Origin of the sequence: Rhodococcoides fascians A25f (assembly GCF_000760935.2) — a bacterium.
Classification (GTDB): domain Bacteria; phylum Actinomycetota; class Actinomycetes; order Mycobacteriales; family Mycobacteriaceae; genus Rhodococcoides.
Genome location: NZ_CP049744.1, coordinates 505,881 through 531,942, shown reverse-complemented (window position 1 = coordinate 531,942; position 26,062 = coordinate 505,881). Strand labels below are relative to the sequence as shown.

General features: G+C 62.7%; 35 protein-coding genes and 1 tRNA gene. 18 read left to right on the top strand and 18 right to left on the bottom strand.

What is annotated here, in order from left to right:
- Positions 1-70 precede the first annotated feature (70 nt).
- A complete protein-coding gene (locus tag BH93_RS27865; protein ID WP_037174731.1) occupies positions 71-610 on the top strand; it encodes a hypothetical protein in 540 nt (179 codons plus the stop codon).
- Between the two features lie 1,069 nt (positions 611-1,679).
- Here BH93_RS27865 and BH93_RS02435 read toward each other — a convergent pair.
- Positions 1,680-2,042 (bottom strand): site-specific integrase, encoded by a 363-nt coding sequence (locus BH93_RS02435; RefSeq protein ID WP_037174734.1) that lies wholly within the window; start codon positions 2,040-2,042, stop codon positions 1,680-1,682.
- Between the two features lie 160 nt (positions 2,043-2,202).
- On the opposite strand from BH93_RS02435, the gene BH93_RS02430 reads away from it, so the two are divergent.
- The 12 genes from BH93_RS02430 (at position 2,203) to BH93_RS02375 (ending at position 12,058) form a co-directional block, all read left to right on the top strand.
- Entirely contained in the window at positions 2,203-2,553 is a 351-nt protein-coding gene (locus BH93_RS02430) for a hypothetical protein (protein ID WP_037174735.1), read from the top strand.
- Entirely contained in the window at positions 2,550-2,798 is a 249-nt protein-coding gene (locus BH93_RS02425; RefSeq protein WP_037174736.1) for a hypothetical protein, read from the top strand. Before BH93_RS02430 ends, BH93_RS02425 begins: the two co-directional genes overlap by 4 nt.
- Complete coding sequence (locus BH93_RS02420; protein ID WP_155291012.1) at positions 2,795-3,013, top strand: hypothetical protein; 219 nt, start codon at positions 2,795-2,797, stop codon at positions 3,011-3,013. Before BH93_RS02425 ends, BH93_RS02420 begins: the two co-directional genes overlap by 4 nt.
- A gap of 387 nt (positions 3,014-3,400) precedes the next feature.
- Positions 3,401-3,604 carry a hypothetical protein gene (locus BH93_RS02415; RefSeq protein ID WP_037174739.1) on the top strand — a complete coding sequence of 68 codons (204 nt, stop codon included), beginning with the start codon at positions 3,401-3,403 and terminating at the stop codon, positions 3,602-3,604.
- On the top strand, positions 3,597-5,711 hold the full coding sequence (locus tag BH93_RS02410) for a type IV secretory system conjugative DNA transfer family protein (protein WP_037174741.1): 2,115 nt from the start codon (positions 3,597-3,599) through the stop codon (positions 5,709-5,711). The genes BH93_RS02415 and BH93_RS02410 overlap by 8 nt, the downstream gene beginning before the upstream one ends.
- A 127-nt stretch (positions 5,712-5,838) precedes the next feature.
- Entirely contained in the window at positions 5,839-6,678 is an 840-nt protein-coding gene (locus tag BH93_RS02405) for a replication-relaxation family protein (RefSeq protein WP_037174743.1), read from the top strand.
- A complete protein-coding gene (locus tag BH93_RS02400; RefSeq protein ID WP_037174744.1) occupies positions 6,675-7,676 on the top strand; it encodes a DNA-methyltransferase in 1,002 nt (333 codons plus the stop codon). The genes BH93_RS02405 and BH93_RS02400 overlap by 4 nt, the downstream gene beginning before the upstream one ends.
- Positions 7,677-7,688: 12 nt before the next feature.
- Complete coding sequence (locus BH93_RS02395) at positions 7,689-8,288, top strand: antirestriction protein ArdA (protein ID WP_052065228.1); 600 nt, start codon at positions 7,689-7,691, stop codon at positions 8,286-8,288.
- Positions 8,289-8,374: 86 nt separating this feature from the next.
- Positions 8,375-8,740 (top strand): helix-turn-helix domain-containing protein, encoded by a 366-nt coding sequence (locus tag BH93_RS02390; protein ID WP_037174745.1) that lies wholly within the window; start codon positions 8,375-8,377, stop codon positions 8,738-8,740.
- Positions 8,741-8,785: 45 nt separating this feature from the next.
- Positions 8,786-9,463, top strand: a complete 678-nt coding sequence (locus BH93_RS02385) for an ImmA/IrrE family metallo-endopeptidase (RefSeq protein ID WP_052065229.1) — start codon at positions 8,786-8,788, stop codon at positions 9,461-9,463.
- Positions 9,460-11,454, top strand: coding sequence for a recombinase family protein (locus BH93_RS02380; protein WP_052065230.1), 1,995 nt, complete (start codon positions 9,460-9,462; stop codon positions 11,452-11,454). Before BH93_RS02385 ends, BH93_RS02380 begins: the two co-directional genes overlap by 4 nt.
- Positions 11,455-11,614: 160 nt before the next feature.
- A complete protein-coding gene (locus tag BH93_RS02375) occupies positions 11,615-12,058 on the top strand; it encodes a hypothetical protein (RefSeq protein WP_037174746.1) in 444 nt (147 codons plus the stop codon).
- A gap of 65 nt (positions 12,059-12,123) precedes the next feature.
- Here BH93_RS02375 and BH93_RS02370 read toward each other — a convergent pair whose 3' ends face one another.
- The 14 genes from BH93_RS02370 to BH93_RS27860 form a co-directional block, all read right to left on the bottom strand.
- A complete protein-coding gene (locus BH93_RS02370) occupies positions 12,124-13,815 on the bottom strand; it encodes a Gp37-like protein (RefSeq protein WP_052065231.1) in 1,692 nt (563 codons plus the stop codon).
- 3 nt (positions 13,816-13,818) lie between these two features.
- The gene (locus tag BH93_RS02365) at positions 13,819-15,024 is read right to left on the bottom strand and encodes a phage major capsid protein (RefSeq protein ID WP_037174748.1); all 1,206 of its coding nucleotides are present in this window, start codon (positions 15,022-15,024) and stop codon (positions 13,819-13,821) included.
- 244 nt (positions 15,025-15,268) lie between these two features.
- Complete coding sequence (locus BH93_RS02360) at positions 15,269-15,547, bottom strand: hypothetical protein (RefSeq protein ID WP_037174749.1); 279 nt, start codon at positions 15,545-15,547, stop codon at positions 15,269-15,271.
- Positions 15,548-15,678: 131 nt separating this feature from the next.
- On the bottom strand, positions 15,679-15,831 hold the full coding sequence (locus BH93_RS02355) for a hypothetical protein (RefSeq protein ID WP_155291013.1): 153 nt from the start codon (positions 15,829-15,831) through the stop codon (positions 15,679-15,681).
- Positions 15,824-16,144 carry an HNH endonuclease signature motif containing protein gene (locus BH93_RS02350; RefSeq protein ID WP_037174750.1) on the bottom strand — a complete coding sequence of 107 codons (321 nt, stop codon included), beginning with the start codon at positions 16,142-16,144 and terminating at the stop codon, positions 15,824-15,826. The genes BH93_RS02355 and BH93_RS02350 overlap by 8 nt, the downstream gene beginning before the upstream one ends.
- An 8-nt stretch (positions 16,145-16,152) precedes the next feature.
- Positions 16,153-16,302 carry a hypothetical protein gene (locus tag BH93_RS02345; protein ID WP_155291014.1) on the bottom strand — a complete coding sequence of 50 codons (150 nt, stop codon included), beginning with the start codon at positions 16,300-16,302 and terminating at the stop codon, positions 16,153-16,155.
- A 125-nt stretch (positions 16,303-16,427) separates the two neighbouring features.
- Entirely contained in the window at positions 16,428-16,592 is a 165-nt protein-coding gene (locus BH93_RS02340; protein WP_155291015.1) for a hypothetical protein, read from the bottom strand.
- Entirely contained in the window at positions 16,589-16,864 is a 276-nt protein-coding gene (locus tag BH93_RS02335) for a WhiB family transcriptional regulator (protein ID WP_037174751.1), read from the bottom strand. Before BH93_RS02335 ends, BH93_RS02340 begins: the two co-directional genes overlap by 4 nt.
- The gene (locus BH93_RS02330; RefSeq protein ID WP_037174753.1) at positions 16,861-17,040 is read right to left on the bottom strand and encodes a hypothetical protein; all 180 of its coding nucleotides are present in this window, start codon (positions 17,038-17,040) and stop codon (positions 16,861-16,863) included. Before BH93_RS02330 ends, BH93_RS02335 begins: the two co-directional genes overlap by 4 nt.
- A gap of 176 nt (positions 17,041-17,216) precedes the next feature.
- Positions 17,217-17,585: a helix-turn-helix domain-containing protein gene (locus BH93_RS02325; protein WP_165712610.1), complete on the bottom strand. Its 369-nt coding sequence runs from the start codon at positions 17,583-17,585 to the stop codon at positions 17,217-17,219.
- 56 nt (positions 17,586-17,641) lie between these two features.
- On the bottom strand, positions 17,642-18,121 hold the full coding sequence (locus BH93_RS02320) for a hypothetical protein (protein WP_037174755.1): 480 nt from the start codon (positions 18,119-18,121) through the stop codon (positions 17,642-17,644).
- Positions 18,118-18,405: a hypothetical protein gene (locus tag BH93_RS02315; protein ID WP_155291016.1), complete on the bottom strand. Its 288-nt coding sequence runs from the start codon at positions 18,403-18,405 to the stop codon at positions 18,118-18,120. Before BH93_RS02315 ends, BH93_RS02320 begins: the two co-directional genes overlap by 4 nt.
- A 98-nt stretch (positions 18,406-18,503) precedes the next feature.
- Positions 18,504-19,130 carry a hypothetical protein gene (locus BH93_RS02310; protein WP_037174757.1) on the bottom strand — a complete coding sequence of 209 codons (627 nt, stop codon included), beginning with the start codon at positions 19,128-19,130 and terminating at the stop codon, positions 18,504-18,506.
- Positions 19,130-19,339, bottom strand: a complete 210-nt coding sequence (locus BH93_RS27860; protein ID WP_037174758.1) for a helix-turn-helix domain-containing protein — start codon at positions 19,337-19,339, stop codon at positions 19,130-19,132. Before BH93_RS27860 ends, BH93_RS02310 begins: the two co-directional genes overlap by 1 nt.
- Before the next feature lie 97 nt (positions 19,340-19,436).
- Here BH93_RS27860 and BH93_RS02305 point away from each other — a divergent pair, with 97 nt between their 5' ends.
- A complete protein-coding gene (locus BH93_RS02305; protein WP_052065232.1) occupies positions 19,437-19,964 on the top strand; it encodes a helix-turn-helix domain-containing protein in 528 nt (175 codons plus the stop codon).
- Positions 19,964-21,082 carry a tyrosine-type recombinase/integrase gene (locus BH93_RS02300; RefSeq protein ID WP_037174760.1) on the top strand — a complete coding sequence of 373 codons (1,119 nt, stop codon included), beginning with the start codon at positions 19,964-19,966 and terminating at the stop codon, positions 21,080-21,082. Before BH93_RS02305 ends, BH93_RS02300 begins: the two co-directional genes overlap by 1 nt.
- A 59-nt stretch (positions 21,083-21,141) precedes the next feature.
- On the opposite strand, the gene BH93_RS02295 is transcribed toward BH93_RS02300, so the two are convergent.
- A tRNA-Ser gene (locus BH93_RS02295) sits at positions 21,142-21,231 on the bottom strand.
- A 45-nt stretch (positions 21,232-21,276) separates the two neighbouring features.
- Positions 21,277-21,789 carry a MarR family transcriptional regulator gene (locus BH93_RS02290; protein WP_080730805.1) on the bottom strand — a complete coding sequence of 171 codons (513 nt, stop codon included), beginning with the start codon at positions 21,787-21,789 and terminating at the stop codon, positions 21,277-21,279.
- A 77-nt stretch (positions 21,790-21,866) separates the two neighbouring features.
- On the opposite strand from BH93_RS02290, the gene mgrA reads away from it, so the two are divergent.
- Positions 21,867-22,901, top strand: coding sequence for an L-glyceraldehyde 3-phosphate reductase (gene mgrA / locus BH93_RS02285; protein WP_037174761.1), 1,035 nt, complete (start codon positions 21,867-21,869; stop codon positions 22,899-22,901).
- Between the two features lie 81 nt (positions 22,902-22,982).
- Entirely contained in the window at positions 22,983-23,972 is a 990-nt protein-coding gene (locus tag BH93_RS02280) for an NAD(P)H-quinone oxidoreductase (protein ID WP_037174762.1), read from the top strand.
- Positions 23,973-24,042: 70 nt separating this feature from the next.
- Here BH93_RS02280 and BH93_RS02275 read toward each other — a convergent pair whose 3' ends face one another.
- Complete coding sequence (locus BH93_RS02275) at positions 24,043-25,248, bottom strand: cysteine desulfurase-like protein (RefSeq protein ID WP_037174763.1); 1,206 nt, start codon at positions 25,246-25,248, stop codon at positions 24,043-24,045.
- Positions 25,249-25,464: 216 nt separating this feature from the next.
- On the opposite strand from BH93_RS02275, the gene BH93_RS02270 reads away from it, so the two are divergent.
- Positions 25,465-26,046 carry a bacterial proteasome activator family protein gene (locus tag BH93_RS02270; RefSeq protein WP_037174765.1) on the top strand — a complete coding sequence of 194 codons (582 nt, stop codon included), beginning with the start codon at positions 25,465-25,467 and terminating at the stop codon, positions 26,044-26,046.
- Positions 26,047-26,062: the final 16 nt, after the last annotated feature.

Here is a 26,062-nt window from a genome sequence, read left to right as displayed (position 1 = left end):
CGTCACTATCTCCCCGTTGTTTGACAGCATCCCCCCTGGCCGCTTCACGTATCGTAGAGGAGCTACCGGTGTGACGACGCTACATGAGCAGAGGCAGCTTGGCGGAAGTCTCGGCGAGCTTATAGCGCTCGGTGAGGGCGAATATGTTCAGACTGATTTCGAGAAAGACCGAAAATCGGTCTTTTGGTCATCAGATATGCCAGCGGACGAATGCTTGTCTGAGCTTCGAGACATAGCCGCAAAGTCGCTGATCGAGATCGGCAAAGCCGAAACGTATATTGAACTTTCCGAAAAGTCAGAAACCAAAGGAAGTTCGACCGGCTCACTGAACGACGTACTTGATTATCTAGAACAAAACAAAGCCGACCCAGCTATTATTACAGTATCAATATTCGGAATGCAGATAATGTGGAACTTACCCGCCGCGAGACTTGCCGAGCACAATGTCGAGCACGCTGAAATTGGTCTCACGTACCCGCGCGAACCGGCAACGGTTGAAGCCTACGAGTTTCGCTCATTGATTCTGGATAAGTTTTTCACCAGATCTGCAAGCAAGGACCTTAGCGAAAGCGCATCAGAAGTTCTGAGTCAACTCAACCGACATTTATAAATTGAGTTTGGAGTTTAAATGCTTCCACCTCTCGATCCACCTGCGGCGGACGAAATCCGGTTTCAGCAACTCCGGGGGCTGCGGGTTCGCAGCCGGGTCACCAACGTCAACGATAGCGAATCCAACGATCCGCCGAGAATTGCTCATCGAATCAGCGCTGTCGCGGAGACGTACCCACACGCCATCGAGCTCACTATTGAAAGCACTCTCGCAACGTCTCCTCCAGAGCGTTACGCATCCATGACGAGCGGAAAATACGATCCAGTCGATAGAAAGTGGACAAGCTCCGTGATCTGCGCATCAGATCAGATCCCGAAGGAAATAGAGGGCAGGCTGTCGCCAAAGAAAACAACATCTGGCGCAGTAACGATCCATGTGCGAGCTCAGTTTGGCTTTCAGCTGCAACGTTCTTTTAGTAACCAACGCCGATTTGGCTGGTAGGCGATTCCTGTAGCTATGAATGTCGACATCCTGGGCGCGATGCCATACTTGGTGTCCACTGCCATCATCTTGGTAGGGAATTTGCTTTCGTGGGCGGTTACACGAAGTTTCAAAGTAGATCTTGACAATATTGTTGCAGTATCAAATGACGGCGAGTACTTCGCTCCCGACTATCCTCCCGAATGGTTTGTTTCAAGATTGGCTTTAGACATCGACCGTGCCCAGATTCCCGTAAGTATAGCCGCTGCATCATCAAGCGTCCTGTTACTTGCTAACGCGAATTCAGTATCATTCTACATAGCGATTAGCCTCATCGTCTTAGTACCCCTACTTTCATACGTCATTCTCGATCAGGTTACTGACCCTCAGAATCTCTACTCCGATCGCAGCTGGCTTGCTCTTCCGACAAAAATAATGATTACGTTGTATTTAGCGCTCGCCGCGGCCGCGGCTTTCATCCCTGGCATAAATACTAAAATTAGTTGAGCTTTGAAAATCAAGAGCCGCGCTTTCCGCCAGCGACGATAGTTCAAGCTAAAGAAATTTTCCTGACGAGTGCGGATTTCACACGCAGCTCGATACCCACGAGGTCTACCGATTTCTAAAATTAACACTGGGGTTCTAGAGGTTAGCGACTTCTTCCTATCGAAATCTCGTTAGCGGAATTAAACGGCAAGGCCCCTTTGTCCACTAGCAGTCCATACAGCTTTCGCAGACTGGTAACCCGTCGCCGAATAGTGTTCTCGCTGTATTTCCGTCGCCGCAGAAGCGCGACGTACTGCCGAATCTCTTTCACCGAGAGAGCTAGAACATCTTTGTCACGCCCCATCGCCCAGATACACACATCATCGAGGTCGGACCAGTAGGCCCGAGCGGTGTTGTAGCCGTAGTCGAGCAGCACCTCCTCCCGCAGCTCGGAGAACCGCCGATAACGAACCTCTAGCTCCGCCACGATCGGCATGAGGTTCTCTGGATAGGAATCGTCGCTCACGACAGTCAAGGTACCGACACTTGAGTGTCCAAGTGCTATCACGCCCAAGTGCTATCACGCTCATGCTTTTCAACCCCTGACCAGTGCCTTAGCGTCAGATCTGTCAAATCCACTGCTCAGGCGGACACCGCCTGGGTTTGAATGAGAGGCAGATCGACCAATGACCGATCTTGAACGGCGCTTCATCGACGCCGCCCCCAGCAGGTCCGGTGGTAGCCGCGAACGGCGTCACACCGTCCGCGAGCTGATTCGTATCGATGAGGCCACCACGCGGGATCTCGCGAGGATTGACGCCGCGGTGGAGATACAGCAGGAGCAGATCCGCGCACTCAACAACATCGGTACGTCCGCACTCATCTCGACGGCGCAGCTCAGCCAGACGGAGAACACGTTGGCCCAGATGGCACCGCATGCGTCCGGCAGGCTGGCGGCGATCGCCGATCTCGCCGCTGTGCAGACTGCGGAAATCTTGGTCGATTCCGCTCGTCGGGTACGGAGGGCAGCTCCATGACCCTGGCGCTGATCGTCGTCCTTGCGTTGGTCGTCTTCCTAGTTGCCGACCTGGTGTGGCTGGTGACGGCACTTGTGCAGAACCGCCGGAACCTTGCGGCGACCGTCCGCGAAGAACGACTCCGTGTCCGGCGCCTCGAAGCGGACGCTGAACGGCAGCTCTTCGCCGTGTCGGAGCATGCCCTTCGCGAGATGCTCTGCGTCGCCCGAGAGGACGCGGCACGGGGCAGGGAATGGAACCGATGAGCCTCACGTCGGTCGCGGTGGTCGCGCAGTCGTTCGATAGTGCCGCATCCGATCTCGATGACCTCGTGTTGTGGATCCTCGTCGGCCTGGCGTTCCTGTGGGTCGTCGCAATGGCGGCGGAGGTGACGTTGAACAAGGTCAAGCCGGTCCTCATGTTCATCGTCGTCGCCGCGCTCGTCGGATTCCTCGTCATCAAGGCGTTCACTGCGCTCTAGAGATCGCGTCCTGCCGATCGATATTGCGCAATAAACAACACCTCTTGACGGGTCATGCGTTGCCCCGCATAGTGATTCATGAGACGAGCGGGTCACGTCATGACCCGTGTCGACTGAGCCACTGAAGGATTCGCCGCCAAGACGAATCGCGCTCCACTCGCAGCGAGCACGATCGTCTGCCACGACGGCACCGTTCCGGCCAGTCCAGCATCGTCATCACCGCATCCAGCCCGAACGCCGCTCTCACGCGGGTAGGGCACCACCCAAGCGTCACCGAACAGCTCCTCCGCGCGTCTTCGTCGTCAGGAGGTGTCTTTCGTGCACCCAAAATTAGGCGGGTTCGGGCTGGATGCGCTCTCCACCAACTTAATTCGAGAGGAGAAGCCAATGAGTACAGACCCGTCCAACGAACACGAAGCTGTCCGCATTCACGCCGTCCGCCGCGACGAGAGCAGTGCCGCGCTCCGCAAGATCGCCCGGGCGTGCATCGCCATTGCCCGGCAACAGATCAAGGACGAGCGAGCACAGGAACCACCCAGCACACCGTCAACGATGCCGATGCCCGATACCGAGGAGAACGACCATGCGTGAGCTGCAATGGTGGGAGCTCTTTCCGCCTCGCGGGATGACCATCGAGAACGTGGCGAGCTTCGTTCGCCCCCTGGCATCGCGACCACGCGTCGGAATCCTGCGACGGACACCGATCGTCGTGCTCGAACAGTGGCAGCTCGGCGGCACGACCCGATTCCTCATGGGCCTCGACGTACCGCTGGCAGCGAGCTTCGCACGCCAGCAGGCCGATACCGTTCCCGGCCTGGTCGTTCGGCAGCTCGACGGCCCCGAACGACCCGCTATTCGGTTCGCGGCCGATATCTCGCTCCGTAGTGCCGCCGCCTCGCTGCGCACAGACACCGCCGTCGACGTAAGTCGCGCAGTGGGAGCCGCGTTGTCCCACACGTCGAAGAAGCATGCGTCCGTGCTGCAGTGGATCATCGGCCCCGCTCAGCAGCGAGTGGTCAAGCCCGGTGAGTTCAGCATCGCCGAACAGCTCGGCCTCACGCAGCGACGCACCCCATCAGCGCTCGATTCGTCGCAGTGGCGCAAGAAGGCCAGCGAACCACTGTTCGCGGTGCGGGGTCGTATCGGGACAACGGCCGAAGCCGTTGCGCTCGGTGGACTGCGCCGCGCTATCCAGCTTGCCGACAGCGCCGAAGGACACCTGCACGTCGGCAAGGGCACCAAGTACGGCGCTCAAGCGCTCACCGCCACGCAGTCGAACACGTGGGGCGGCATCCTGAGCGCCACCGAGCTTGCTGTGATGCTGGCGCTGCCCATCGACGGAACCGACCGCGCCCTGCCGATCGGCGACCCATCGCCGCCGAAATCACCAACGGATGGCCGGCTGCTCGGCAGCAGTCTCCATCCAGCGTCGCGGGATGCTCCTGTCATGTTCCCGACGGCCGCGATTCCGACGGGACTGCTCGTCATCGGCCCGACGGGCAGCGGGAAGTCGAATCTGCTGGCGTCGGTGGCGCTGGCCGACATCGCGGCTGGGCGTGGGGTCGTGGTTATCGAGCCCAAGGGAGATCTCTGCGACGCCATCATGGAACGTCTCGATCCGGCCGCACGCCGCCGGGTCATCGCCATCGACGCCGGTGAGACGGACCATCCCGTCGGCAGCAACGTGCTGGCCGGTGATCCCGCCGATGCCGAACGGCGCGCCGATGACATCGTCGGGTTGTTTCACTCGATACACGGCACCGCGCTCGGGCCCCGCAGCACTGACGTCTTGCTCCATGCCGTCTTGATCGCGGCCCGGATGCATGGAGGCACCCTGATCGATGTCCCCGCGCTTCTGACCAACGCCTCGTTCCGCCGACGCGTGGCGGCGCAGGTGAGTGATCCGCTTGTCCTCGGGCCGTGGCTGGCGTGGTTCGACAACCTCAGCGACGCCGAGCGCAGTCAGGTCGTTGCGCCGATTCTCAACAAACTGCGGGGCTTCACGTCGCGCAGCAGCATTCGCCGGCTCCTGGGGCAGTCGAATCCTGGCTGGAGTTGGGACGACGCGCTGAATTCCGGCAGCATCGTGTTGGTCTCGCTCAACCGCGGCGTCGTCGGTGCCGAAGCCGCAGCCATTGCGGGTTCGCTGTTGTTGGGGCAGTTATGGAGTGCGCTACAACGACGCAGCCGCATCGCCGAACAGGATCGGCGGCTCGCCTCGATCATCGTCGACGAGTGGCAACTGTTCACCGGAGGTCTCGACTTCGCGGATGTCCTGGCCACGATTCGCGGAGCCGGGGTGGCTGGGCTGACGCTGGCGAACCAGAACCTGGCGCAGCTGACACCGAATCTTCGCGCGGCGGTCGCCGCGAATGCCCGCAGCAAGATCTCGTTCACGCCGAGCATCGAGGACGCCAAGGCGCTCTCGGCGTGGATCGGCAGCCCGAATGTCGCACCTCAGGATTTGCTGCGGCTTGGCCAGTACGAAGCCGTTGCCGCCGTCCATACCCAGACGGGTGCAGCCCACTTTCGGACGCACCGCTTGCCCGGCCGACGTGTGGCTGCAGCGACCGTTCGTGCGCAGAGTCGGCAGCAGTTCGGCCAATCCGGCGAGGCGGTCGATGCCGAACTGCTCGCCAAATGGCAGTCACCGGAACCGGATGCGGGCATCGGGCGCATGAAGCGGGGACAGCAATGATGTATCCGCACCCCGCACAGTGGCCTACCGGTCGCCTTACCGGTCGCATCGAGTCAATCCCGTTGTTGGCCTGCGCTTTTCTGTCAAAAGTGGCGGCGAATCTCCACGCTCTTCACGGGGAGCGCCCATGAGCGCATCATCGGCCGCACGGCGGGGTCGATCGTCGCCACTGTCGGATCGGGATCTCGCAATTCTGCGGAAACTGCAAGGCTTTCGGCTGGCGACAGGAGACCACCTTCGCCGCCTGCACTTCACCGAAGGATCGCCGATCACCCGGGATCGACGATGCCGCTCCGTGCTGAAGCGACTCACCGACGTGGGTCTGATCGGTCGCCTCGATCGACGCGTCGGCGGACTGCACGGCGGTTCGCAGGGATTCGTCTACAGCTTGCAGGGCAGGGGATCCGGTGCGCTGGCACGTCTCGACGGCACGGAACCGCGCCGTCCACGGGGCGAACCTGGCGAGCGGTTCGTCGCTCACGTCCTGGCGATCACCGAGACCTACGTCAGGCTGCATGAAGCCACCGGGCCGGAACGTCGGCATGAGTTGTTGAGCTTCGATCCCGAGCCGACGTGCTGGCGACGCTACCCCGCGCCACACGGCGGCGTCAGCGTGCTTAGACCGGATGCGTACGTCCGTGTTGCCGACACCGACTACGAGGACGCGTTCTTCGTCGAAATCGACAGGGCCACCGAGAGCTTGACGACGATTCGCGCGAAGTGTCAGGCCTACGCGGCGTACTGGCGATCTGGGACCGAGCAGGCCAGCGCGGGCGTCTTCCCCAAGGTGGTCTGGATTGTTCCGAGCGAGCACCGCGCCCATGGGATCCGCCGAACCATCTCCCGCCTGAACCAGGCGGAACAGCAGCTCTTCACCGTCACCACCGAGGCCGACGCGCTCAGTGCGCTACTGCCATCCAGTGACCTTCTACCAACCACATCCTCGAAAGGAGGTGCCACCTCATGAAACCCAACACGATCGTCGTCGGCGACGTCCGCCACGTCCTGGACCGATTCGCCGATGCCAGCGTCGATTGCATCGTTACCTCGCCGCCCTACGTGGGTCTGCGTGACTACGGCCATCCCGACCAGCTCGGGGCAGAGCAGTCGGTTGACGACTGGGTCAAGAACCTTCGTCTGGTTGCGCAGGAGCTGCACCGTGTTCTGACGCCCACCGGCTCCCTGTGGCTCAACGTCGGCGACAGCTACTCAGCACATCCACGCGAGGGTGCAGCGCGAAAGTCGTTGCTGCTCGGACCCCAGCGACTCGCGCTAGCCCTGGCCGACGATAACTGGCTGGTGAGAAACGTCGTGGTGTGGGCCAAGCCGAATCCGATGCCCTCGTCGGTGACGGATCGACTCAGCACGACGTACGAGACCGTCCTGCTCTTGGTCCGCTCCCCCACGTACTACTTCGACCTCGATGCGGTCCGCGTGGCACCCGTCGACAAACGCATGCGGGCACACCGCAAGACGGCGGTTGGCTATCCGCCGGTCTCTGCCGTCCCGGTCGGCGGCGGGGTCGATCGCAATCTGGGGCTCGACGCCATGAAGCGCCGCGGGCTGAGTGCACACCCACTCGGCAAGTCGCCAGGAGATGTCTGGACGATTCCGACCGCTGGCTACAAGGGTGCCCACTTCGCAACGTACCCACTGGCACTGCCTGAACGCGCCATCCTCGCGGGCTGTCCAGAAAGAGTCTGCACCACATGCGGATTTGCGTGGCGGCGCGAGCAGGAGCAGGTGGGTGGTCGTCTTCTGCGCACCGGGGCGCTTCAGCCTGCCTGTGCGTGTCCCGGTTCGCCGTGGCGTCCTGGCATCGTGCTCGATCCCTTCATGGGCTCCGGTACCACCGCACTGGCTGCCCAGAAGCACCGCCGGAACTGGCTCGGGATCGAACTGAACCCCGACTACGCCGAGCAGGCAAGGGAACGAATAGCGCAGCACAACAACATAACTGAATAGAGGAGTCCAACCATGGAACACAACATCACACCGAACACCAATCAACACGAACAACCGGAGCCGCATGAGGTCGAGTCGACGCCTCGCACCGCGCCGCTGATCTACGTGGCGTCACTGAGCGACTACAACAACGGCGAACTCCACGGGAGGTGGATCGACGCTCGACTGCCGGTCGACGAGATCCACGAGAAGATCACCGCCATGCTCGCCGCCTCGCAGGATCCGGGCGCGGAGGAGTACGCCATCCACGACTACGAAGGCTTCTACCAGTTCCGGGTCGGCGAGTACGACCGGATCGAGACCGTTCACGCCATCGCCGAAGGGATTCAGGAGCACGGCGAGGCCTATGCCGCGTTCGTTGACCTGGTCGGCACCGAAGACGCCAGCCTCGACAGCTTCGAGGACTGCTACCGAGGGACCTACCCGACGCTGATTGCCTTCGTCGATCAGTTCGTGGATGACATGGGCTGGCAGGACGAAATCGAGAAGTTCGGCCAGCGAACGGGACTCGGGCCGTACCTGTCTATCGACTACAGCGACCTGGAGACGGCGCTCCGCACGGAATGGGACGTGATCGACGGCGAGGCCGGCTTCCACATCTTCACCAGATAACCACTGCGCGTTGACCATTCCACAACGGGTCTGCTCTTGCCCCGAAATCGGGAACCTGAGAAAATGATGAGAAGGAAACCATCACCATGAAAGATCGATCACCAACCCGCACACCACTGGCACTTCTGCTCGAACAGCTCCGCACCGAAGCGGGGTTGAGTCAGTACGCGTTGGCCGCCAAGTGCGGGTTCGATCGCTCCAACATCCGCCGCATCGAGGACGGATCGGTCGCCGACATCACCGAAGAGCGGATGCGCGTTCTCGCCGACGCCCTCGATGTCGACGTCGAACGCTTCTACGAGGCGCACTGGCTGACCGTCCGGCGGCCATTGCCGAGCTTGCCAACGTACTTCCGCAGCAAGTACCAGGACCTGACGCCCGCGCAGATTGCCGAAGTAGAAGCCATCGTCGACACCATGCGCACCGAGAATGCCGACGACCACACGCCGTAGAGCAGACGAAGTCATCGCGGAGAAATACGAAACGAAGGGAGGGGAATGGACAAGAAACTATCGACACCATCGCTGAAACGGCTGCGAGACATGATGCCGCGCTTCACGATCAGCTACCAGCAAGCGCTTCGAGTCGCCGAACGCCAAGCCAGTCGCTTGGCTCGAACGTGGGAAGCCGAACACCGGGCGATCCGCGAAGCGGACATCACCAGCCTGACGCGAATGACGATCCTGCGTCGACCATGCCCAGGCACGTCGATCACCGAGTGCCCATCTGGCGTCTCGCGCTACGAGCAGGGTAGGTGGGTCATCTGGCTCAATCCCAGCGAGACCACCTCACGACAGCGCTTCACCCTGGCGCACGAACTCAAGCACATCATCGACAACGGTGCCGCACACACCACTGTGTACAAACGGCTGACGCCGCCAGAGATCGAAGCCGTCTGCGATCACTTCGCCACGAACCTGTTGATGAGCCGGCACGCCGTCTACCACCTGTGGGGTGACGGTCTGCGAACACCCGAATCGCTCGCCATGGCCTTCCACATCTCCGTCAACGCCATGCGCCGCCGGATGACCGCACTTGGGCTTCCGACTGATCTCGACGAACCGTCCGTTCTGGACTACGCCGACACCTTCCCAGTAGCGCCCGCACCCGATACCCTGCCGGGTCACTTCCTCCCAGATCCGCCCAGTACTGCACTTCCAGGAGTAGCCGCATGAGCCGCCGCAGCACACCCAACTCACCATTCGGATCTGCCGACGACGCCGACGCGGCACCACCAGAAACGGTCCGGCGCAATCGCAGCGCCAGTCGATACGCCGGTGCTCGGAAGTCGATCCTCGAAGAACTCCGCGCCGGGAACGCCCCGACCCAGGAAGCGCAGATCGTCGCGCCTGCAGTCCGCACCGAGCGTCAAGCACGTGGCCGAGCCGTCATCTACGTCCGCGTCAGTACCGAGGAGCAGGCACGCGTCGGTGGCGGCGCGGAAGGCTACTCGATTCCGTTCCAACGCGACGCCTGCCGCCGAAAGGCCGAGGAGCTGAACCTCACCGTCGTCGCCGAGTATGCCGAACTCGGTCGATCCGCGACGACCGTCAATCGACCCGAATTTCAACGAATGTTCGCTGAAATCAACGATCTCGGTGTCACGCACGTCATCGTCCACAAGCTCGACAGGCTCAGCCGAAGCCCTAAAGCCGACTACTACGTCGATTCCGGCTTGGAGGCGACCAGGGCAGCGCTGGTATCGGTCAGTGAGTACATCGACGACACCCCGCAAGGGAAACTGAATCTCCAGATTCAGCGCGGCATGGCGAGCTACTACTCGAACAACCTCGCGACGGAAGTGATCAAGGGGCTGAAGTCGAAGCTCGCAGCGGGAGGCACCCCTGGCCGTGCACCGATCGGCTACCTCAATAAGCGCCGCCTCGAAGGCAGCGCCGATATTCGCTGGGTCGAACTCGATCCTGAACGTGCCAGCCATGTGCGCTGGGCATTCACCGAATATGCGAAGGGCGAATACAGTCTCGCCAATCTGGCAGATGCTCTCGAAGACCGAGGACTGCGCACCCGCGCGACCCCGAAAGTGCCGAGCCGTCCAGTATCGATCAGCTCGCTTCATCGCCTGTTGATCAACCCGTATTACGTCGGCATCGTGGCCTACAAAGGCGTCTATCACCAGGGAACACACGAAGCGCTCGTCGATATGGATACCTGGCTACAAGTCCAGGACGTCATGCATGCTCATAACACCGCAGGTGAAAAGGATCGGACACACAATTCGTACCTCCGCGGGACGATCTGGTGCAGCCACTGCGGGACACGGATGGTCTACTCCAAGAATCGCGGCAAGAGCGGAAACTTGTACGAGTACTTCTTCTGCATGGGCCGAAAAAACAAGAAAAATCCGTGCCCACGCGGATTCGTCAAACTGCCCGCAATCGAAGCGGGCATCGAAGACTTCTACAAACACATGCAGATCAAGGGCTCGACTGCCGAGAAGATTCGCGCGATTGTCCTCGACGAACTCGACACGGCCACGCGCGAGGCTGCCGACGCTATGGCGGCAGCGACGAGAAACAAAGCTCAGCTCGAACGTGAGCGCGCCAAACTACTCGAAGCGCACTACGCCGGGGCAGTACCACTCGACATGCTCAAGAGCGAGATGGATCGGCTGACGCGAGCCTTGAACATCGCCGAACGAGACCTTACCGAGGGTACCGAGTCACGAGCCCAGGTGAAGATCCTGCTCGATCAAGCGGTCGAAGCGATCATGACCTGCCACCGGGTGTACGCCGAGACAAAGCCTCCCATTCGCCGGATGCTCAACCAGGGGTTCTTCAACAAGCTCTACATCAACGACGATGGCAGCGTCAGCGACGGTGAGATCCACGAGCCGTTCGCGCACCTCGTGGCGCACCTGTCCACCGTCTTCTTCGACAAGCGGAAGAGCCGAGTGCCACGCGTCGTCCAGAACCAAGTGCTCGAACTTGAACAGACGGGAACAGACGGACTGTCGAACCGAGCAGCACTGACACTGGTGAAAGCCGTTGAGGCAAGCGAGCTTGCGACGCTACTGAGCTTCGACCGGGGCAAACAAAACCGGCCCACCCTTGCGGGTGGACCGGGTTTGAACAACGAACATTTGGCGGAAGCGGAGGGATTTGAACTCTCCCACGCCCCGCTGCTCAGAGTCGCGGACCTGCCCTGAGCAGTGGATTCCCGTCTACCTCGATACCCGACGATTACCCCCAATAGTGGGCAAGTGTGGGCAAAGTGTGGGCACGGCCCTTCACGCGGCCATGCCGTGTCGGACCCGCGGGGTAGCGTCCGGGCCGAGCGGACACCTTCCACCCCGAGGAGCCACACCCATGACGGACGACACCGAAACCACCACTGCACCCCCGGCACCGCTTCGCGAGGACCGCGACCAACTCCTGACACGAATCGTGGCCATCTTCAACCTCAACAGTGAGGCCAAAGTCGGCATCACCCTGACAGTCTCCGGTGTAGTCGTTTCGGGAACTCTGGTCTCGGGCGCGGCGTACTTCGACGCTGCAAACGAGACCTGGTCGAAAGGCGATCTCGCCGCAATCTGGAGCCTCGAAGTCGAGCACTACCGCCAGTTGGCGGACGGAACCGACAAGGCTGACCTTTCGACCAAAATCGCCCGCACTGGATACATACATTTGCTCGACGCCGTCGTGCATGAGGGCGGCAGACAGCTCGGCGTAGCGGCTTGGCGCGGCCGCCTCACCGAGGTTTCAGGATGGTCCCTCGGCGCTCTGAGCCAGAGTCCTTCCCACCCGGACTAGCAAGTCACGGAGAACGGCCCCGAGATTTGCTCTCGGGGCCGTTCTGGCGTTCCTGCGTCGGCCAACTAGACGACGCCGAGGGCCTGGATCATTCCGAAGAAATCTTGCAGGTCCTGGAATGCGCGGAGGATCGGATCCTCGGGTTCGCGAGAGCCGATCTTGATCTGCCACGTCGGGGTGGTGCCGCGGTCCCATGCGAGGGTGAGCTCGGAAACCTGCTCGACGAAAATCTTTCCGTACAGCGATTTCGGGCCCCGGATGGTGAACCCGACGCGGTCGCCGATCGAGAAGTCGCCGAATCCCTTTTCGCCGACGCGCCAGGGGTTTCCGTCTGTGACGGTGAGCGTTGCCCTGGTTGATTCGCGGGATTCGTACATCGCGGCGCGCTGCGCGATGAGGTACTTGAGGGTGTAGGCGCGGTCGGCACCTTGCGCCATGTCCTCGAAGTAGTGGAACCCTTTGGTCGAAAGACGTTGTGCGCGTTGAGGACTCTTGTGGGCCCCGAACGCGAAAAACGCATCAGTGTAGATCGGGGACAGGAATGCGTCCGCTACTTCGCCCATCGGCGGGATGCCTGGGATCGAGGCGGTCAGGTTTCCCGCCATGACTATGAACGCTTTGATGGTCTCGTTCACGTACGGTGCTGAGTGCCCTCCTGCGACCGTCTGCACGACCGTTGCGGGCTTGTGCTTGAACGACGTTCGGAACGTGCCGGTCTGCTCCGACTCGTAGAACACGCACCCCGGGAGCTGTGGGACTGTGCCCCGCCATCCTGGCTGGAACAGTTCTCCGGGGACGTTCGGGTCGTCGATGGTCTCGACGTTCTCGGTGATGCCATCCGATCCGATGGTCATGATCTCGTGGATCAGGCCGCCGAAGATGTCGCCGCGGAAAGCGGTCCCAGTGTTGAACCCGGACTTGTCGACGAGATCCCACACCAGGCAGCCGTGGCGGAGGTTCGCACCGGGCCACGGCGGAGGATCGCCCTCGAGGTACCGCCGGCATACCCACGTGAGCTGCGAGTCGTCGACGATTCGCCGGCACGCCTCGTGCCCGGTCTTGAATCGGGAGACGAGGATCGCGATCAGCGAGTTGTCCACCTCGCCGGGTTGCGTCGGCTTGACGGTCATCGACCAGGTGGACTGGTTGAAGTTGAACCACTGCGATGCGTCGAGCGGGTTGTCGGGCAGCATGAACGCCGACGACTCGAGACGCATGATGTTCGCGAGAAGCGCTGTCTTGCATACCTGTTTCGCGGTGCCGAACCCGATCCACGAACCGGGCTGGACCTCCGCCGGGAGCCAAGGCAGGCTCCAGAACAGAATGTGCTTTAAGTGCTGGTAATCGTGCTTGAACGTGACCTTCACGACGGACTTGCCGATGTCGTCGTGGAGGAGCTCGAACTCCTCCATCATTCCGGCCCAACGCATCCCGTCCTTGTCGACGGTGATGAACACGTTCGTCGTGCCTCGGGATTCGACGTCGACGAGCCAGTCCGACAGGTAGTAGCCCTCGGGCAGCTCGATCGTGCCGATGCCGGTCTCGTTGTTGACGAGCTGGAACGACGCCGAATTCTCCTGCGCACAGATACCGCGGAGGTTCCAGTCGCCGTCCCACAGGCGCACGAGCGGTGGCTTGAGCCGGTTCCGTTCGTCCGCGGCGAGGCGGTCGGCGATCTTCTGGAACTCGAGGTCGAAATCGATGGCGTCGGCTACACCGACGCCACCGACCTGACCGCCGACTGTGTCGACAGCCACCGATCAGCCTGCGACGAGGTCGAGATTCACGATGTGCCCGGGCAGCGGGACGACGAACTCGAAACGGCCCTCACAGCGTGCGCGTAGCTGGTTGCGGAACGCGTCGTCGTTGTGCTGGGCGAACCACAGCGTTTCGATGCCCTGCAGGTCCGTGTTGAGCTGCGTTGCCCCGGGGCCAACGAGGAAACCGGCGCCGAATTCGAGTCCGGGTACGGTGACCACGGGTCGACTCCACAGCTGCTTCGCTGCGACGTTGACGGGGCTGCCGAGCTCGAGGTGGCCGTCCGCGGTGCGCGAAAGCTCGAGTGCCTCCCAGTCGTCCGGGCTCATCACCCAGTAGCTGCCGGCCGGTGATGTGACGCCGATCTTTTCGAGCTGCGTCACGGCCTTGCGGGTGGTGACGATCCGGTCGGTGGCGAACCCCTGCTGGCGGATTCCGCTCGTGCCGAGCAGTCCTTTCAGCTCGGTGGCGTCATCGCTGCCGTCGCCGGTGCCCGCGATGATCTGACGCTCGAGCTCCGAGTACAGCCCGTACAGCAGCTCGTTGCCGATGAACTGGCCGAGCCACGGCGAGTCGGCGAGTAGGTACTTGTCGAACGGAGAGGACGTGTGCGCGAGGACCCGGAGGCGGCCGCCGCGAGACTCCATGTCGTACTGCGAGGTTGGCTTGAGCGCGCCCGGGGCGACGATCTTCGCGTTGTTCGTGCGGGCCGTCTGCTGCAGCCAGTCGAACCGCACGGTGCCGCGCTGTACGACGGGGATCAACGCGAGGAGGTTTCCGGCCGGCTTGTCCATCGGGATCGGGTCGGTGTTGAGCGTGACCGGGGTGATCGTTTCGACGTCGATCGACTTGCGGCCGTTCGCCTGTACCTGCTTGGCGATGCGGCGCGCGAGCTGGTCGAAACTCTTGCCCTGCGCCGGCAGAAAGCCCGTCTTCAGGCTCTTCCCACCGAGCGGGATCCGGTGCCTATCGTCGTCGTCGTCGTCGCCGTCGTCGTCCGAGTCTTCGTCGTCCCTGTCGGCGTTGATGCTCTTGAGCTTGTCGGCGATCTCGTCGTTCTTCTCGATTTCCTTTTCGAGACGCTCGCTCTGGTCGAATAGATCGTTGGCTTCCTTCATCTCCGCGTCAGTGAAATCGCGCTCACGGCCGATCGTCCGGAGCTCTTTCATCCGGTTCCTGATTGCGTCGTACTGCTGTTTCAGATTCATTTGTGGGTCCTCGATGGCATTGCGCTGCAACAGAATTGCGCGCAAGAAAAGTGGGTGGTCAACCGGCTCGGCGGCTGGCTGGCGGTTCCCCACGGCTGGCGGCGCTCCAACTACGAGCGGCTTCGCGGGCCAGAACTTCGCGGACCATTACTCGAAACCCGGTGAGTGAGAACGCGGCAGGCGCATCGCTGGCGGCGCTTCGACATACAGCGGCTACGCGGACGATGCACCTACTCGCCATCACTCAATTATCAGGGTAACGCATTGCCGCGTCGATGAGCTGTAACAGGGGCGCGGCAACATCGTTCGGCGAGAGCTGGTTCGAGAGTGACCTTGCGAGCGCTGCGAGCGCCGAGATCAGTCGGGCGAACCCCTCGTCGTCGGCGGCCGCCTCGCGTAGCACAAGCTGCATGCCCGGGCCGTCGTTGTTCTGCGATGCCAGGGCCATCCGGGCCGCGCGTGCAACGTCGATGTTGCGGATCTGCTCGAGGTCCGCGCCCTCGGTGTCGTGTCGATCGGTCATGGTGGTGAGTTCCTCTCGTTGTGTCTGTGCCCCTCCGGGTTGATACCCCCCATGCGCCCCAACCTGAGCGCGCACGCGAAGAGCCACCGAGTCGCTGTCCGTGGCTGAGGGCGTCCGTTCGGTGGACGCCCCTACGGGGCGGGGGCGGGTCGGGTCGCCGCGGCTCGGCGGAGTGCCGCTTTGAGGTTGGGGCTGACGTCGTCGACGCCGTCCCAGAGGTGCTCGACTGCGGCTCGCATCTGCTCGCGGAGCTCGGCGTCCTGGCTGTGCTGTGGGTCAGTCATAGTTCGTTCGCTTTCGTTCGGTGGCGGTCTTCTCGGCGTGGTGTGGTGGGCACAGCGACTGCAGTGGGCCCGTGTACATCTCACCGCCGCCGGCGAGGTTGTCGACGTGGTCGACTTCGCGGGCGAGGCGGTGGCATCCTGGCCGTTGGCAGATCGGGTGTTGCTCGAGTTGCTCGGCGCGGAGCTTGCGCCAGCGTCGTGTGCTGCCGTTCTTCCAGGCCGAGCCGGACCACGCGGGCCAGCACGTCGGGCACTTGCGTGCGGTGGTGGTTTGTTTGCAGCGTGGGCAGATGCGTGCCGGCGCGTGGGGCATGGGACCTCCTACAGGGTGGGGCGGTCGGGGTCGATGCCGAGTCGTTCGTCGAGCTCCCGGACCTCGTCCTGGCAGACGCTGCAGAACCCGCTCGGCTCGTCGGTCCAGATGGTGCAATCGGCACTGCGGCATTCGGTGTAGGTCGGCTGGTCAGGCATGGTGGTCGTCCTCTGCGCCAGTGATTTCGTGGAGTTCGTGGAGGATGCGGCGGCAGGTGGTGCAGCGGCGGTCCTCGTGTGTGGTGGCGTTAGTGCAGCCGTTGCCGAGGCATGGCTTCGGTCGGTTACCCACGGTCGGTCTTCTCGGCTGCGTCGACGAGCTGGTCCGCCAGGGTGAGCGCTTCGGGTCCGGTCAGGGCGAGGGTCAGTCCGGCTATGCGCAGGCCGATTCGATGCGTGCCGGAGCGTCGGCAGTTGACTCGGGCCTCGGGTTTGACGCTGATCTTCATGCTGCCTTTCGGGTTGGGCGTCCGTAGACGCGGCCGGCCCAGACGCCGGCGACTTCTCGTACGGGTAGGGCTTGGCGTGCGGACTCGCATGCTGCGTGGACGGGGCAGGTTGCGCAGAGCTGCACCGCTGCATCGAGGCGAATGGTTGCGGCGGCGGCCTTTTCGCCGTCGATCTCGGCATCGAACATCGGCCACCGGCCGTGGCAGGCGGCGTCTCGAAGTGTCGGGCTCTTGAGGATCTTCGCGGCCTCGGGTGTCTTGGAGTACGTCATCGGTACCTGTTGGGGTCGCAGTCGTTCACCTTCGCCGGCTCGGCGAGGTGCGGTCGGCACTGGATGCACGGGATCGGGTTGCCGTCCGGGTCCTCGCCGAGCCAGCCTTTCCGACAGCCGGGATGGTGGTCGTCGAGGGGTGGTTCCTCTTCGGTCTCCCCGTATCGATTGGGCATCTGGTTTCCTCTCTCGCGTGCGGTCAGTTAGTTGCGCTCTCAAGCCGGGAACCGATGGATCTATTGCTGGGTAACTGCAGGATCTACAGGATGGGGCGACACTGGTGTCGCTCAGACTCGTCTCAAATGTCGTCCAGACTTGCTGAGTTGTCGTCCAGACTTTGCCCAGATGTCGCTCAGACATTGCGGCTCTCAACGAGTCTGAGCGACATCGGTGTCGGGTGGACTTCGGGAGTCTGAGCGTCATCGGTGTCGCTCAGACTCCCGTCGTACGGTCGACTGTCCGGGTCGAGTTGCATCACCTCGAGCACGTTGCTCGGGAGTGACAACCGGTACTCGTCGGCCTGGTTTTTCCACCGGTTGCCCTGTCGGACACGGACGATCCAACCGTGGTTTCGGAGCCAGTCCATGCCGCGGTTGACGGTCCGTTCGGAGACCTCCATTTCGCGGGCCAACCGGGCCACGCTCGGGTGAACGTTCGACCCGGTCCTCGAAGAGCTGAACGTCGCGAGAACCAGCGCCAGGAACTTCGTGCTGCCCGGCATGGGTGTGCGTTTGACGCAGTGCTCCCACTCGAACCTGGACACTGACTCGGTCGCGTTCATTCGCCGGCGGTGCCGTTCAGGGCTTCGACAGCGTCGACGATCGCGATGGCAAGGGCGGCAGCGCTTTCGGGGTCGAGCTCGGTGTACTCCTCGACGGAGACCGCGATCCGCGGACCGGACGTCTCCCACTCCTCCTGCTCCTCGTTGTAGACGTCGTCGCACACGATCGCTACCGACCACCCCTGGTCGGGGACGTCGAACGAGCGTGTCCACGTTCTGCAGACTTCGTGGGTGTCGAGGAGCATGTGGTCGAATACCGGTGTCTCGCCGACGAACCACGCCGGCCGGCTCGCGTCCGCCGCCGGGAATTGCAGGTTGGCGATCGCGCACAGCCGAGCGCCCTCCTGTTCCTGGATCTGCATCTGGTGCATGGTCGCGGCGGCCATCGCTCGGTTCCCCTGCCCGTGCTCGGCGCACATCGCGTCGAGCGTGGCGAGATTCCTCTTGCTGAGGTGGGACTCGAATGGGTTCGTCACTTGTCGAACTCCTGGACCTCGGTGAAAGCGATTGCGGGGCGGGTAATTCCAGCGGGGCGGATCACGTGACTGAGGGCGGTGAGGAGTGAGCCGAGAGCGGCAGCCGCGTCGAAGGTGATCTCGTACCGGTGGCGGCGGTCGTCGCTGCCTTCGTCGATCACGAAGCGAACGTGTAGGTCGTCGACGAGCTGCACGATGGCTGTGGTGTTCTGGTCGAGACGGGTCCTGCCGCCGATCGCCCAATCAGGCTCGTTCGTGTCGGTGGTCTGGTTTACAGTGGTCATCGGAAGTTCCTTCTGGTGGAGTTTCGTGTGAGTGATTGGCATGCCCCCGTTGCCCTGGCCGGCAGCGGGGGCGTTCTTGTGGTGGGGTTCGGGTGCGGTCAGGTCCATCCGTTGGCTTCCGCCTCTTGTGTCCGGAGCAGGACTGCTGCGGAGAGAATCGCCAGCGCAAGGCTCTCGGCGTCGTGGGCATTGAATTGCTGTGTGCCGGCGGATTCGAGTTCGACGTTGACGGTGGGTGTACCGATGACGACGTGCCTACCGTCGACGGCGAGGGTGTCGTCGCGGCGGATCCACACGTTCGTGTCTTCGGGTGAATCGAAATCGATGGCCCACTCTCGGAGCGGCTGTCCCGTCTCAGCCAGGACGGTCGTGAATGGTTCGAGCGGCCCGGTGTGTCCCGCCGGCCGGTCTTGTTCCGTGACGGGGTGCGCGGCCTCGGCGACCGCTGCGACCGCTTGTGCTTTCCGGCCTGCGGCGTGCTGCAGCTCGAGCATTTGCGAGGCGTAGGCGTATCGCTGTGGCGCGGTCCATCCGGCGGTGACCTGCTTGAGCTTCTCGCGATTGAACGCGTTGAGTAGGGCGATGATCGTGGCGAGGGCGTCGGCGATCGCGGTAGGGTTCGTCATCAGATCGGTTCCTTCGTGAGAGTTGGGTCGGTCCTGGTTGCCCTCGATGCCCTGGCCGGCATCGGGGGCAGTTTCGTAGGGGTCGGGGGTGAGCGGCATCAGACCGCTACAGGACGGTCGTCGGTGCGCTGGAATGTGTTCGCCTCCACGTACGCATGGAGGTCGACCCACTTGTAAAGCACTCTGCTGCCGTGCTTTACAAACTTGGGACCGACTCCTTTGAACCGATTGGCTGCGAGGGTCTGTTTGCTGCATCGCAGAAACTCGGCGGCCTCGTCGGGTGTCGCTAGGGGGGATGGGGTGCTCATCCTGTCTCCTTGCTCGGGAATCCTGAATATCCATTGGGATATCTGTATTCCTACTCCACGATTTCCATGCTTGCAAGTTCCTCGCTATATTTCGATCATGGCAGCAAAGCGCGTGGAAATCGGAGCAACCGGCGAGACGGTCCGTAAGAACATCGCCAGGGTCCGTAACGACCGGGGGATGACCCTGCGCGCGCTTTCGGACACGATGAGCGAGCTCGGACACCCGCTCAGCAACTCTTCGATCAGCCAGATCGAGAACGGGTCCAGACGAGTCGACGTCGACGACTTGATGGCGCTCGCGATCGCCCTCGATGTTTCGCCAAATACCTTGTTGATTGAGCCTGCCTACGATGGGGACTTAGAAGTCAATGCGTCTGGTGCCGAACGTGTTTCAGTTCGCTCTCTGTGGTTCTTCCTCGACGGGATGCGCTCGCTACGGACGTCCAATCTGGACTTCGCGGTAGCCTCACAACCGCCGTTCCTTCGACCCGCGACGTACGCATGGCGGAGCACCAAACCCGGCGACGGGCCGTTGCTCGTCAGCCGCATGATCGAGTCGGACGGAACAGACGTGTCGATCCGGGCGAGCTTCGGCTACGGCACGATCTTCACCGAGGATGACTAGTGGCGACCGTCGAAAGCTACGAGACCGCGGGCGGCAAGCGGTGGCGAGTCCGCTACCGAACCCCGGAGCGTCGGCAGACGGATAAGCGAGGGTTCACATCGAAGCGGCAGGCGCTCGACTTCGCCGCGACGGTGACCGTGGAGATGATGACGGGCCAATACGTGCCACCGAAACTCGGGAAGATCACCGTCGCGGAGTTCGGCCCGAACTGGTTGTCCCGCAAAGAATCCGACCTCAAACCGTCCGCGTACAAGTCCCTCGAAACGGCGTGGAGGATTCACGTTCTGCCTCGGTGGGGTCACGTGCAGCTCGCCGACATCACGCTCGATTCGGTCGAGCGGTGGATCGCGGGTATGACGCGGGCGGGCAAGGGTGCGACTGTCGTCATCCGCGCCTACGGTGTCCTCGCCGGCGTGCTCGATACCGCGGTGAAAGCGAAGCGGCTCGCGAAGAACCCGGCACGCGGTGTCGAGAATCTGCCACGCAAACAGCGCAAGGCGCACGTGTACTTGTCGCACGCCGAGGTGGCCGAGCTCGCGACCGCCGCCGGCCAGTATCGCGTCCTGGTGCTCGTGCTCGCCTACTGCGGCGTCCGGTGGGGCGAGGCGATTGGCCTCCGTGTTCGCCACCTTGATCTGCTCCGGAGACGAATCAACATCGTGGACAACGCCGTTCAGGTCGAACAGCAGATCCACGTCGGTACGCCGAAGTCGCACAAGTCGCGGGTAGTGCCGGTGCCGGCATTCCTCGTCGACGAGCTGGCGAGGGTCTGCGAGGGCAAGGGCCGCGACGATCTGGTGTTCGCCGGCCGCGGTGGCGACTACCTCCGGCGATCGGTGTCGTCTACGGGATGGTTCACACGGGCCGTAGCCAAGTCGGGCGTACCTCGGCTCACCCCGCACGATCTTCGGCACACAGCGGCGAGCCTGGCCATCAGCGCGGGCGTGAACGTGAAAGCGCTACAGCGGATGCTCGGGCACGCCTCCGCGGCTATGACGCTCGACGTCTACGCGGACCTCTTCGACGACGATCTCGACGCTGTGGCGACCGCTCTCGATGCCGCTGTATCCGCACAGAGTGTGGGCAAAGCGTGGGCAGCAGGGATGGGGTCGGCCTGACCGAGGACAGAGAAAAGGCCCTGACCTGCACCGCTTGGTGAGATCAGGGCCTTGCCCGTTGGCGGAAGCGGAGGGATTTGAACCCCCGGACGCTTTTACACGTCTCTCGCTTTCAAGGCGAGTGCATTGGGCCGCTCTGCCACGCTTCCGTGTGCGATCTTAAACGGCTGGGCGGCCCGAGTCCCAATCGCCCCTCATCGTCGCGGTGCCGCCGCCGAGGTGTCCATCGCTGCGTCGACCTTCTCGAAGATGGTGCCGAGCACTTCGAGTTCTTCTGGAGAAAGCAGATCGACGAGATGTCGGCGCACACTGCGCACATGGGTGGGTGCCGCCTCCGCCAGTCGTCGACGGCCTTCCTCGGTGATCACCGCGAGCACACCTCTGCCGTCGTCGACGCAGGTACTGCGAGTGACCATGTCCTGAACTTCCATTCGCCTGATCTGATGCGTCAGACGACTTCTCGAAGACAGGACACCGTCGGCCAGCTCGCTCATTCGAACCGAGCCGTCGACCGATTCGGACAACATCACCAGGATGCGGTATTCCGCCATCGACAGATCGTGGCCATCCTGCAGATCCTTGTTCAGTACCCCCATCAATCGTTGCCCGCCGTCCATGTAGGCGCGCCATGCTTTCATTTCCGCAGTGTCGAGCCACTGCGGGTCCCCCCCGGAACCAATGGCTAGTTCGGCTGTCACCCGTGACATCTTAGGCAAGAAATCTACCGACGAGTAGCTTGCACTGGTTGAATGTTCGATTCGAGTCCGAGACCTATGGTCGAGTTATGACAGATCCCAACATCGAACCGCCGTACGTTGCCGCAGCCGACAGATACGAGTCCATGCACTTCCGGCAAGTGGGATCACGCGGACCGAAGCTCCCGGCGATCTCGTTGGGACTGTGGCACAACTTCGGCGACGACGTTCCAGTGATGAACCAGCGCGCGATCCTGCGTCGCGCCTTCGATCTGGGGATCACGCACTTCGATCTGGCCAACAACTACGGCCCGCCCTACGGCAGTGCGGAGAAGAATTTCGGCCGCATCTTCTCGGAGGATTTCGCCGGCTATCGCGACGAATTGATCATTTCGAGCAAGGCCGGCTGGGACATGTGGCCCGGCCCGTACGGCTTCGGCGGCTCGCGCAAGTATCTGCTGTCCTCGTTGGACCAATCGTTGACGCGCATGCGCCTGGACCACGTCGACATCTTCTACAGCCACCGCCCCGACCACGACACCCCGATCGAGGAAACCGCGGGCGCGCTGATCAGCGCGGTTCAGCAGGGCAAGGCCCTGTACGCGGGCATCAGCTCCTACAAGCCCGAGGGGACGCAGAAGATGGCGGATCTGCTCGCCGACGCGGGTGTTCCCCTGCTGATTCACCAGCCCAGCTATTCGATGGTCAATCGCTGGATCGAGCCCGAACTGCTCGGCACACTCGACGCGATCGGCGCAGGCGTCATCGCGTTCTCTCCCTTGGCGCAGGGCATGCTCACCGACAGGTACCTCGACGGTATTCCTGCGGATTCGCGAGCAGCACAAGGCAAGTCGTTGAACCCGGATTGGCTCACCGACGACCACATCGGACACCTTCGGGCATTGAACGACATCGCCGCCGACCGCGGTCAATCCCTCGCACAGCTCGCGCTGAGCTGGGCCCTGCGCGACCCGCGGGTGACGTCGGTACTGATCGGCGCATCGAGCGTCGAACAGCTGGAGAACAACGTGGCCGCGCTGGACAACCTCGACTTCACCGAGGACGAGCTGGCCCAGATCGACCAGCACGCCGAGGACTTCGGGATCAACCTCTGGGACCTGTAGAAGTGCCTGCGGCAGTGGTGCGGTTGAGTGCTCCAGAGGGCACTTAACCGCGCCACTGCGCCGGAGGCGCACTATGGAGACATGCGTGCCATCACACTCAAAGAATTCGGCGACCCCGACGTCATGGAATGGACCGAGGTTCCCGACCCACGTCCGAGCCGCGGGCAGGTGATCGTCGACGTCTCGGCCACGGCCATCAACCGTGCCGATCTGATGCAGCGTCAGGGCAATTATCCGCCGCCCCCTGGTGCCAGCGACATTCTCGGCCTCGAATGCTCGGGCATCATCTCCGAACTCGGCGAAGGCGTCAGCGGTTGGAACGTGGGCGACAGAGTCTGCGCACTCTTGGCCGGCGGTGGTTATGCGGAGCAGGTCGCAGTACCCGCCACTCAGCTGTTTCCGATTCCGCAAGGGCTCGATCTGCATGTGGCAGCGGCACTTCCAGAAGTCGCCTCCACAGTGTGGTCCAACCTGGTGATGGATGGACACATGCGCTCGGGCCAGGTATTGCTCATCCACGGTGGTGGTAGCGGAATCGGTACGCACGCAATCCAAGTGGCCAAGCAGATGGGCGTCACCGTCGCGGTCACCGCCGGCTCGAAGTACAAGCTGGACATGTGTGCCGATCTCGGCGCGGACATCCTCATCGACTACAAGAACCAGGACTTCGTCGACGAGATTCGTTCACAGACAAAGGATCACGGAGCAGACCTGATCCTGGACAACATGGGCGCGAAGTACCTCGATCGCAATCTCGACGCCCTGGCCATGGACGGCACCGTCGTCACCATCGGGATGCAGGGCGGCGTGAAGGGAGAGCTGAACTTCGGCAAACTCCTCGCCAAGCGCGGATCGGTTCACGCAGCCGGGCTGCGCGGGCGCCCCGAAACCGGACCGTCGAGCAAGGCCAACATCGTCGCGGACATGACGGAGCACCTGTGGCCGCTGATCTCCGAGGGACGCGTCACTGCCGTCGTGCACGCCGAAATCCCGATAACCGAAGCGGCGCAAGGGCATCGAATGCTCGACGACGCCGAGACGATCGGGAAAGTGATCCTGCGAGTCCAGTGATGTGCGCCTGAGGTCGTGCGCGGAACCTCGTAGTGGGCTACGAGGTTTCGCGCACGCGCGGCGCAGCCGCTCAAAGAGCGAGCGCAGCGAGAGCTTTGACGAGCTGATCGATTTCGTAGCGGGTGGTGTACGGAGCCAGACCGATGGAGACGGCACCACCCTCGTCGTTGACTCCGAGTGCGTCGAGCAGACGGCTGCCGCCGTGAACTCCGCTGACACTGCCGATTCCCGCCTGCGCGAGTTGCTCGGACACCTTCACCGCAGGCACACCCTCGACCGTGAAACTCACGGTGGGGACCCGCGTGGGCGCATTGCCCAGCACCATGACGTGATCCAGCGAATTCAGCGCCTTCATCAAGTAGTCGAAGAGCCCGTCGTGGTAGTACTGCAACGATCCGATCGAGAGCTCGAGACGCTCACGACGGGTTCCTGTCGCGGCGTCGTCGAGATTGGCCAAGTAGTCGATGGAGGCCACCACACCGGCCAACAACGCGTACTGGTGACTGCTGACCTCGAGCCGCGCGGGCCCCTTGGCCGACGGGTTGAGCGACATCGACGGAAGCTGCTCCAGCAGCGTCGGATCGCGAAAGATCAGCGCGCCGACGGACGGGCCACCCCACGCAGCAGCATCGATCGCAACGACGTCGGCTCCGAGTTCCTTGATGTCGACGTGAGCGTACGGAGCAGCACCGGCTGCGTCGACGACGATCAGTCCGCCCACCTCGTGCACCAGATCTGCTGCAACCCTGACATCGGGTGCGCTGCCGACGATCGGTGACGCCGCAGTGACCGCGACGAGCCTGGTGGTGGAGGTGATCAGTTCGTCGAACTGCCACGTGGGCAGCTCGCAGGTATCGATTTCGACTTCGGCCCATTTGACGTGCGCGCCGGTTCGGCTGGCCACCCGCAGCCACGGCGCAACATTGGCTTCCTCGTCCAAGCGCGAGAGCACCAGCCCGGTTCCCAGACCGAGCCGTGAGCTCATCGATTCGGCGAGCCACGACAGCAGCGTCGCGCGGTCCGGTCCGATGACGACCCCGGACGGATACGCACCCACCAGATCGGCAATCGCCACACGCGCGGATTCGAGCAGAGCTGCACTCCGCTTGGCTGCGGTGTTACCGGCCGAGTGGTTGGACGCGCTGTGCCGAAACGCCGTGGACACCGCGGTCGACACCCGATCCGGTATCAACATCCCCAGCTGAGGGTCCAGATGAATCCACCCGTCGCCGAGGGAGGGAATGGACCCTCTTACCCGCGCGACGTCGTACCCCATGCCGGACACTCTAAGCGCCGACCGGTGAAGCATGTGTTCCACGTCCCGTTTCGCCAGGGAACGGTTGCCCACTTCGCACGCTCGATCCCTCCCTGCTTCCACATCTGTCCGACGAGCCCCGGTTGTTTTCTCGACGAACTACTGTTCCCGGCGACCGAACCAGGATAATCGCCCCGGACGATCACGCAACGACGAGCGACGCGTAAAGATGGATACATGACCCAATCCGAGTCGAACAGTGCCCCCGATGACCACGTCGTTGTGATCGGCCCCAACGGAGAACCGCTTGCCCTGAGCCGCGAGGAAGCGACGGCCGCAGCGGCCCGCGCCGCCGGATCGTCGGCGAACGACGATTCGGACGACGGGTCGGGCCTGTCGGAGATGGTCGAGCAGCCCGCGAAGGTGATGCGCATCGGCACGATGATCAAGCAGCTGCTCGAGGAAGTGCGCGCCGCTCCGCTCGACGACGCCAGCCGGACGCGTCTCAAGGAAATCCACAAGTCGTCGATCCACGAACTCGAACAGGGACTCGCGCCGGAACTGCGCGACGAGCTCGAGCGTCTGGTGCTGCCCTTCGGGGACGACGTCATCCCCACCGACGCGGAACTACGGATCGCACAGGCGCAGCTCGTCGGCTGGCTCGAAGGACTGTTCCATGGCATCCAGACGGCACTGTTCGCGCAGCAGATGGCCGCCCGCGCCCAACTCGAGCAGATGCGGCAGGGCGCGTTGCCTCCCGGTGTGATGCCCGCACCGGGTGCCGGCCAGGGCGGCAGCGGTACCGGCCAGTACCTGTAGAAGGTGCGAGTTGCGC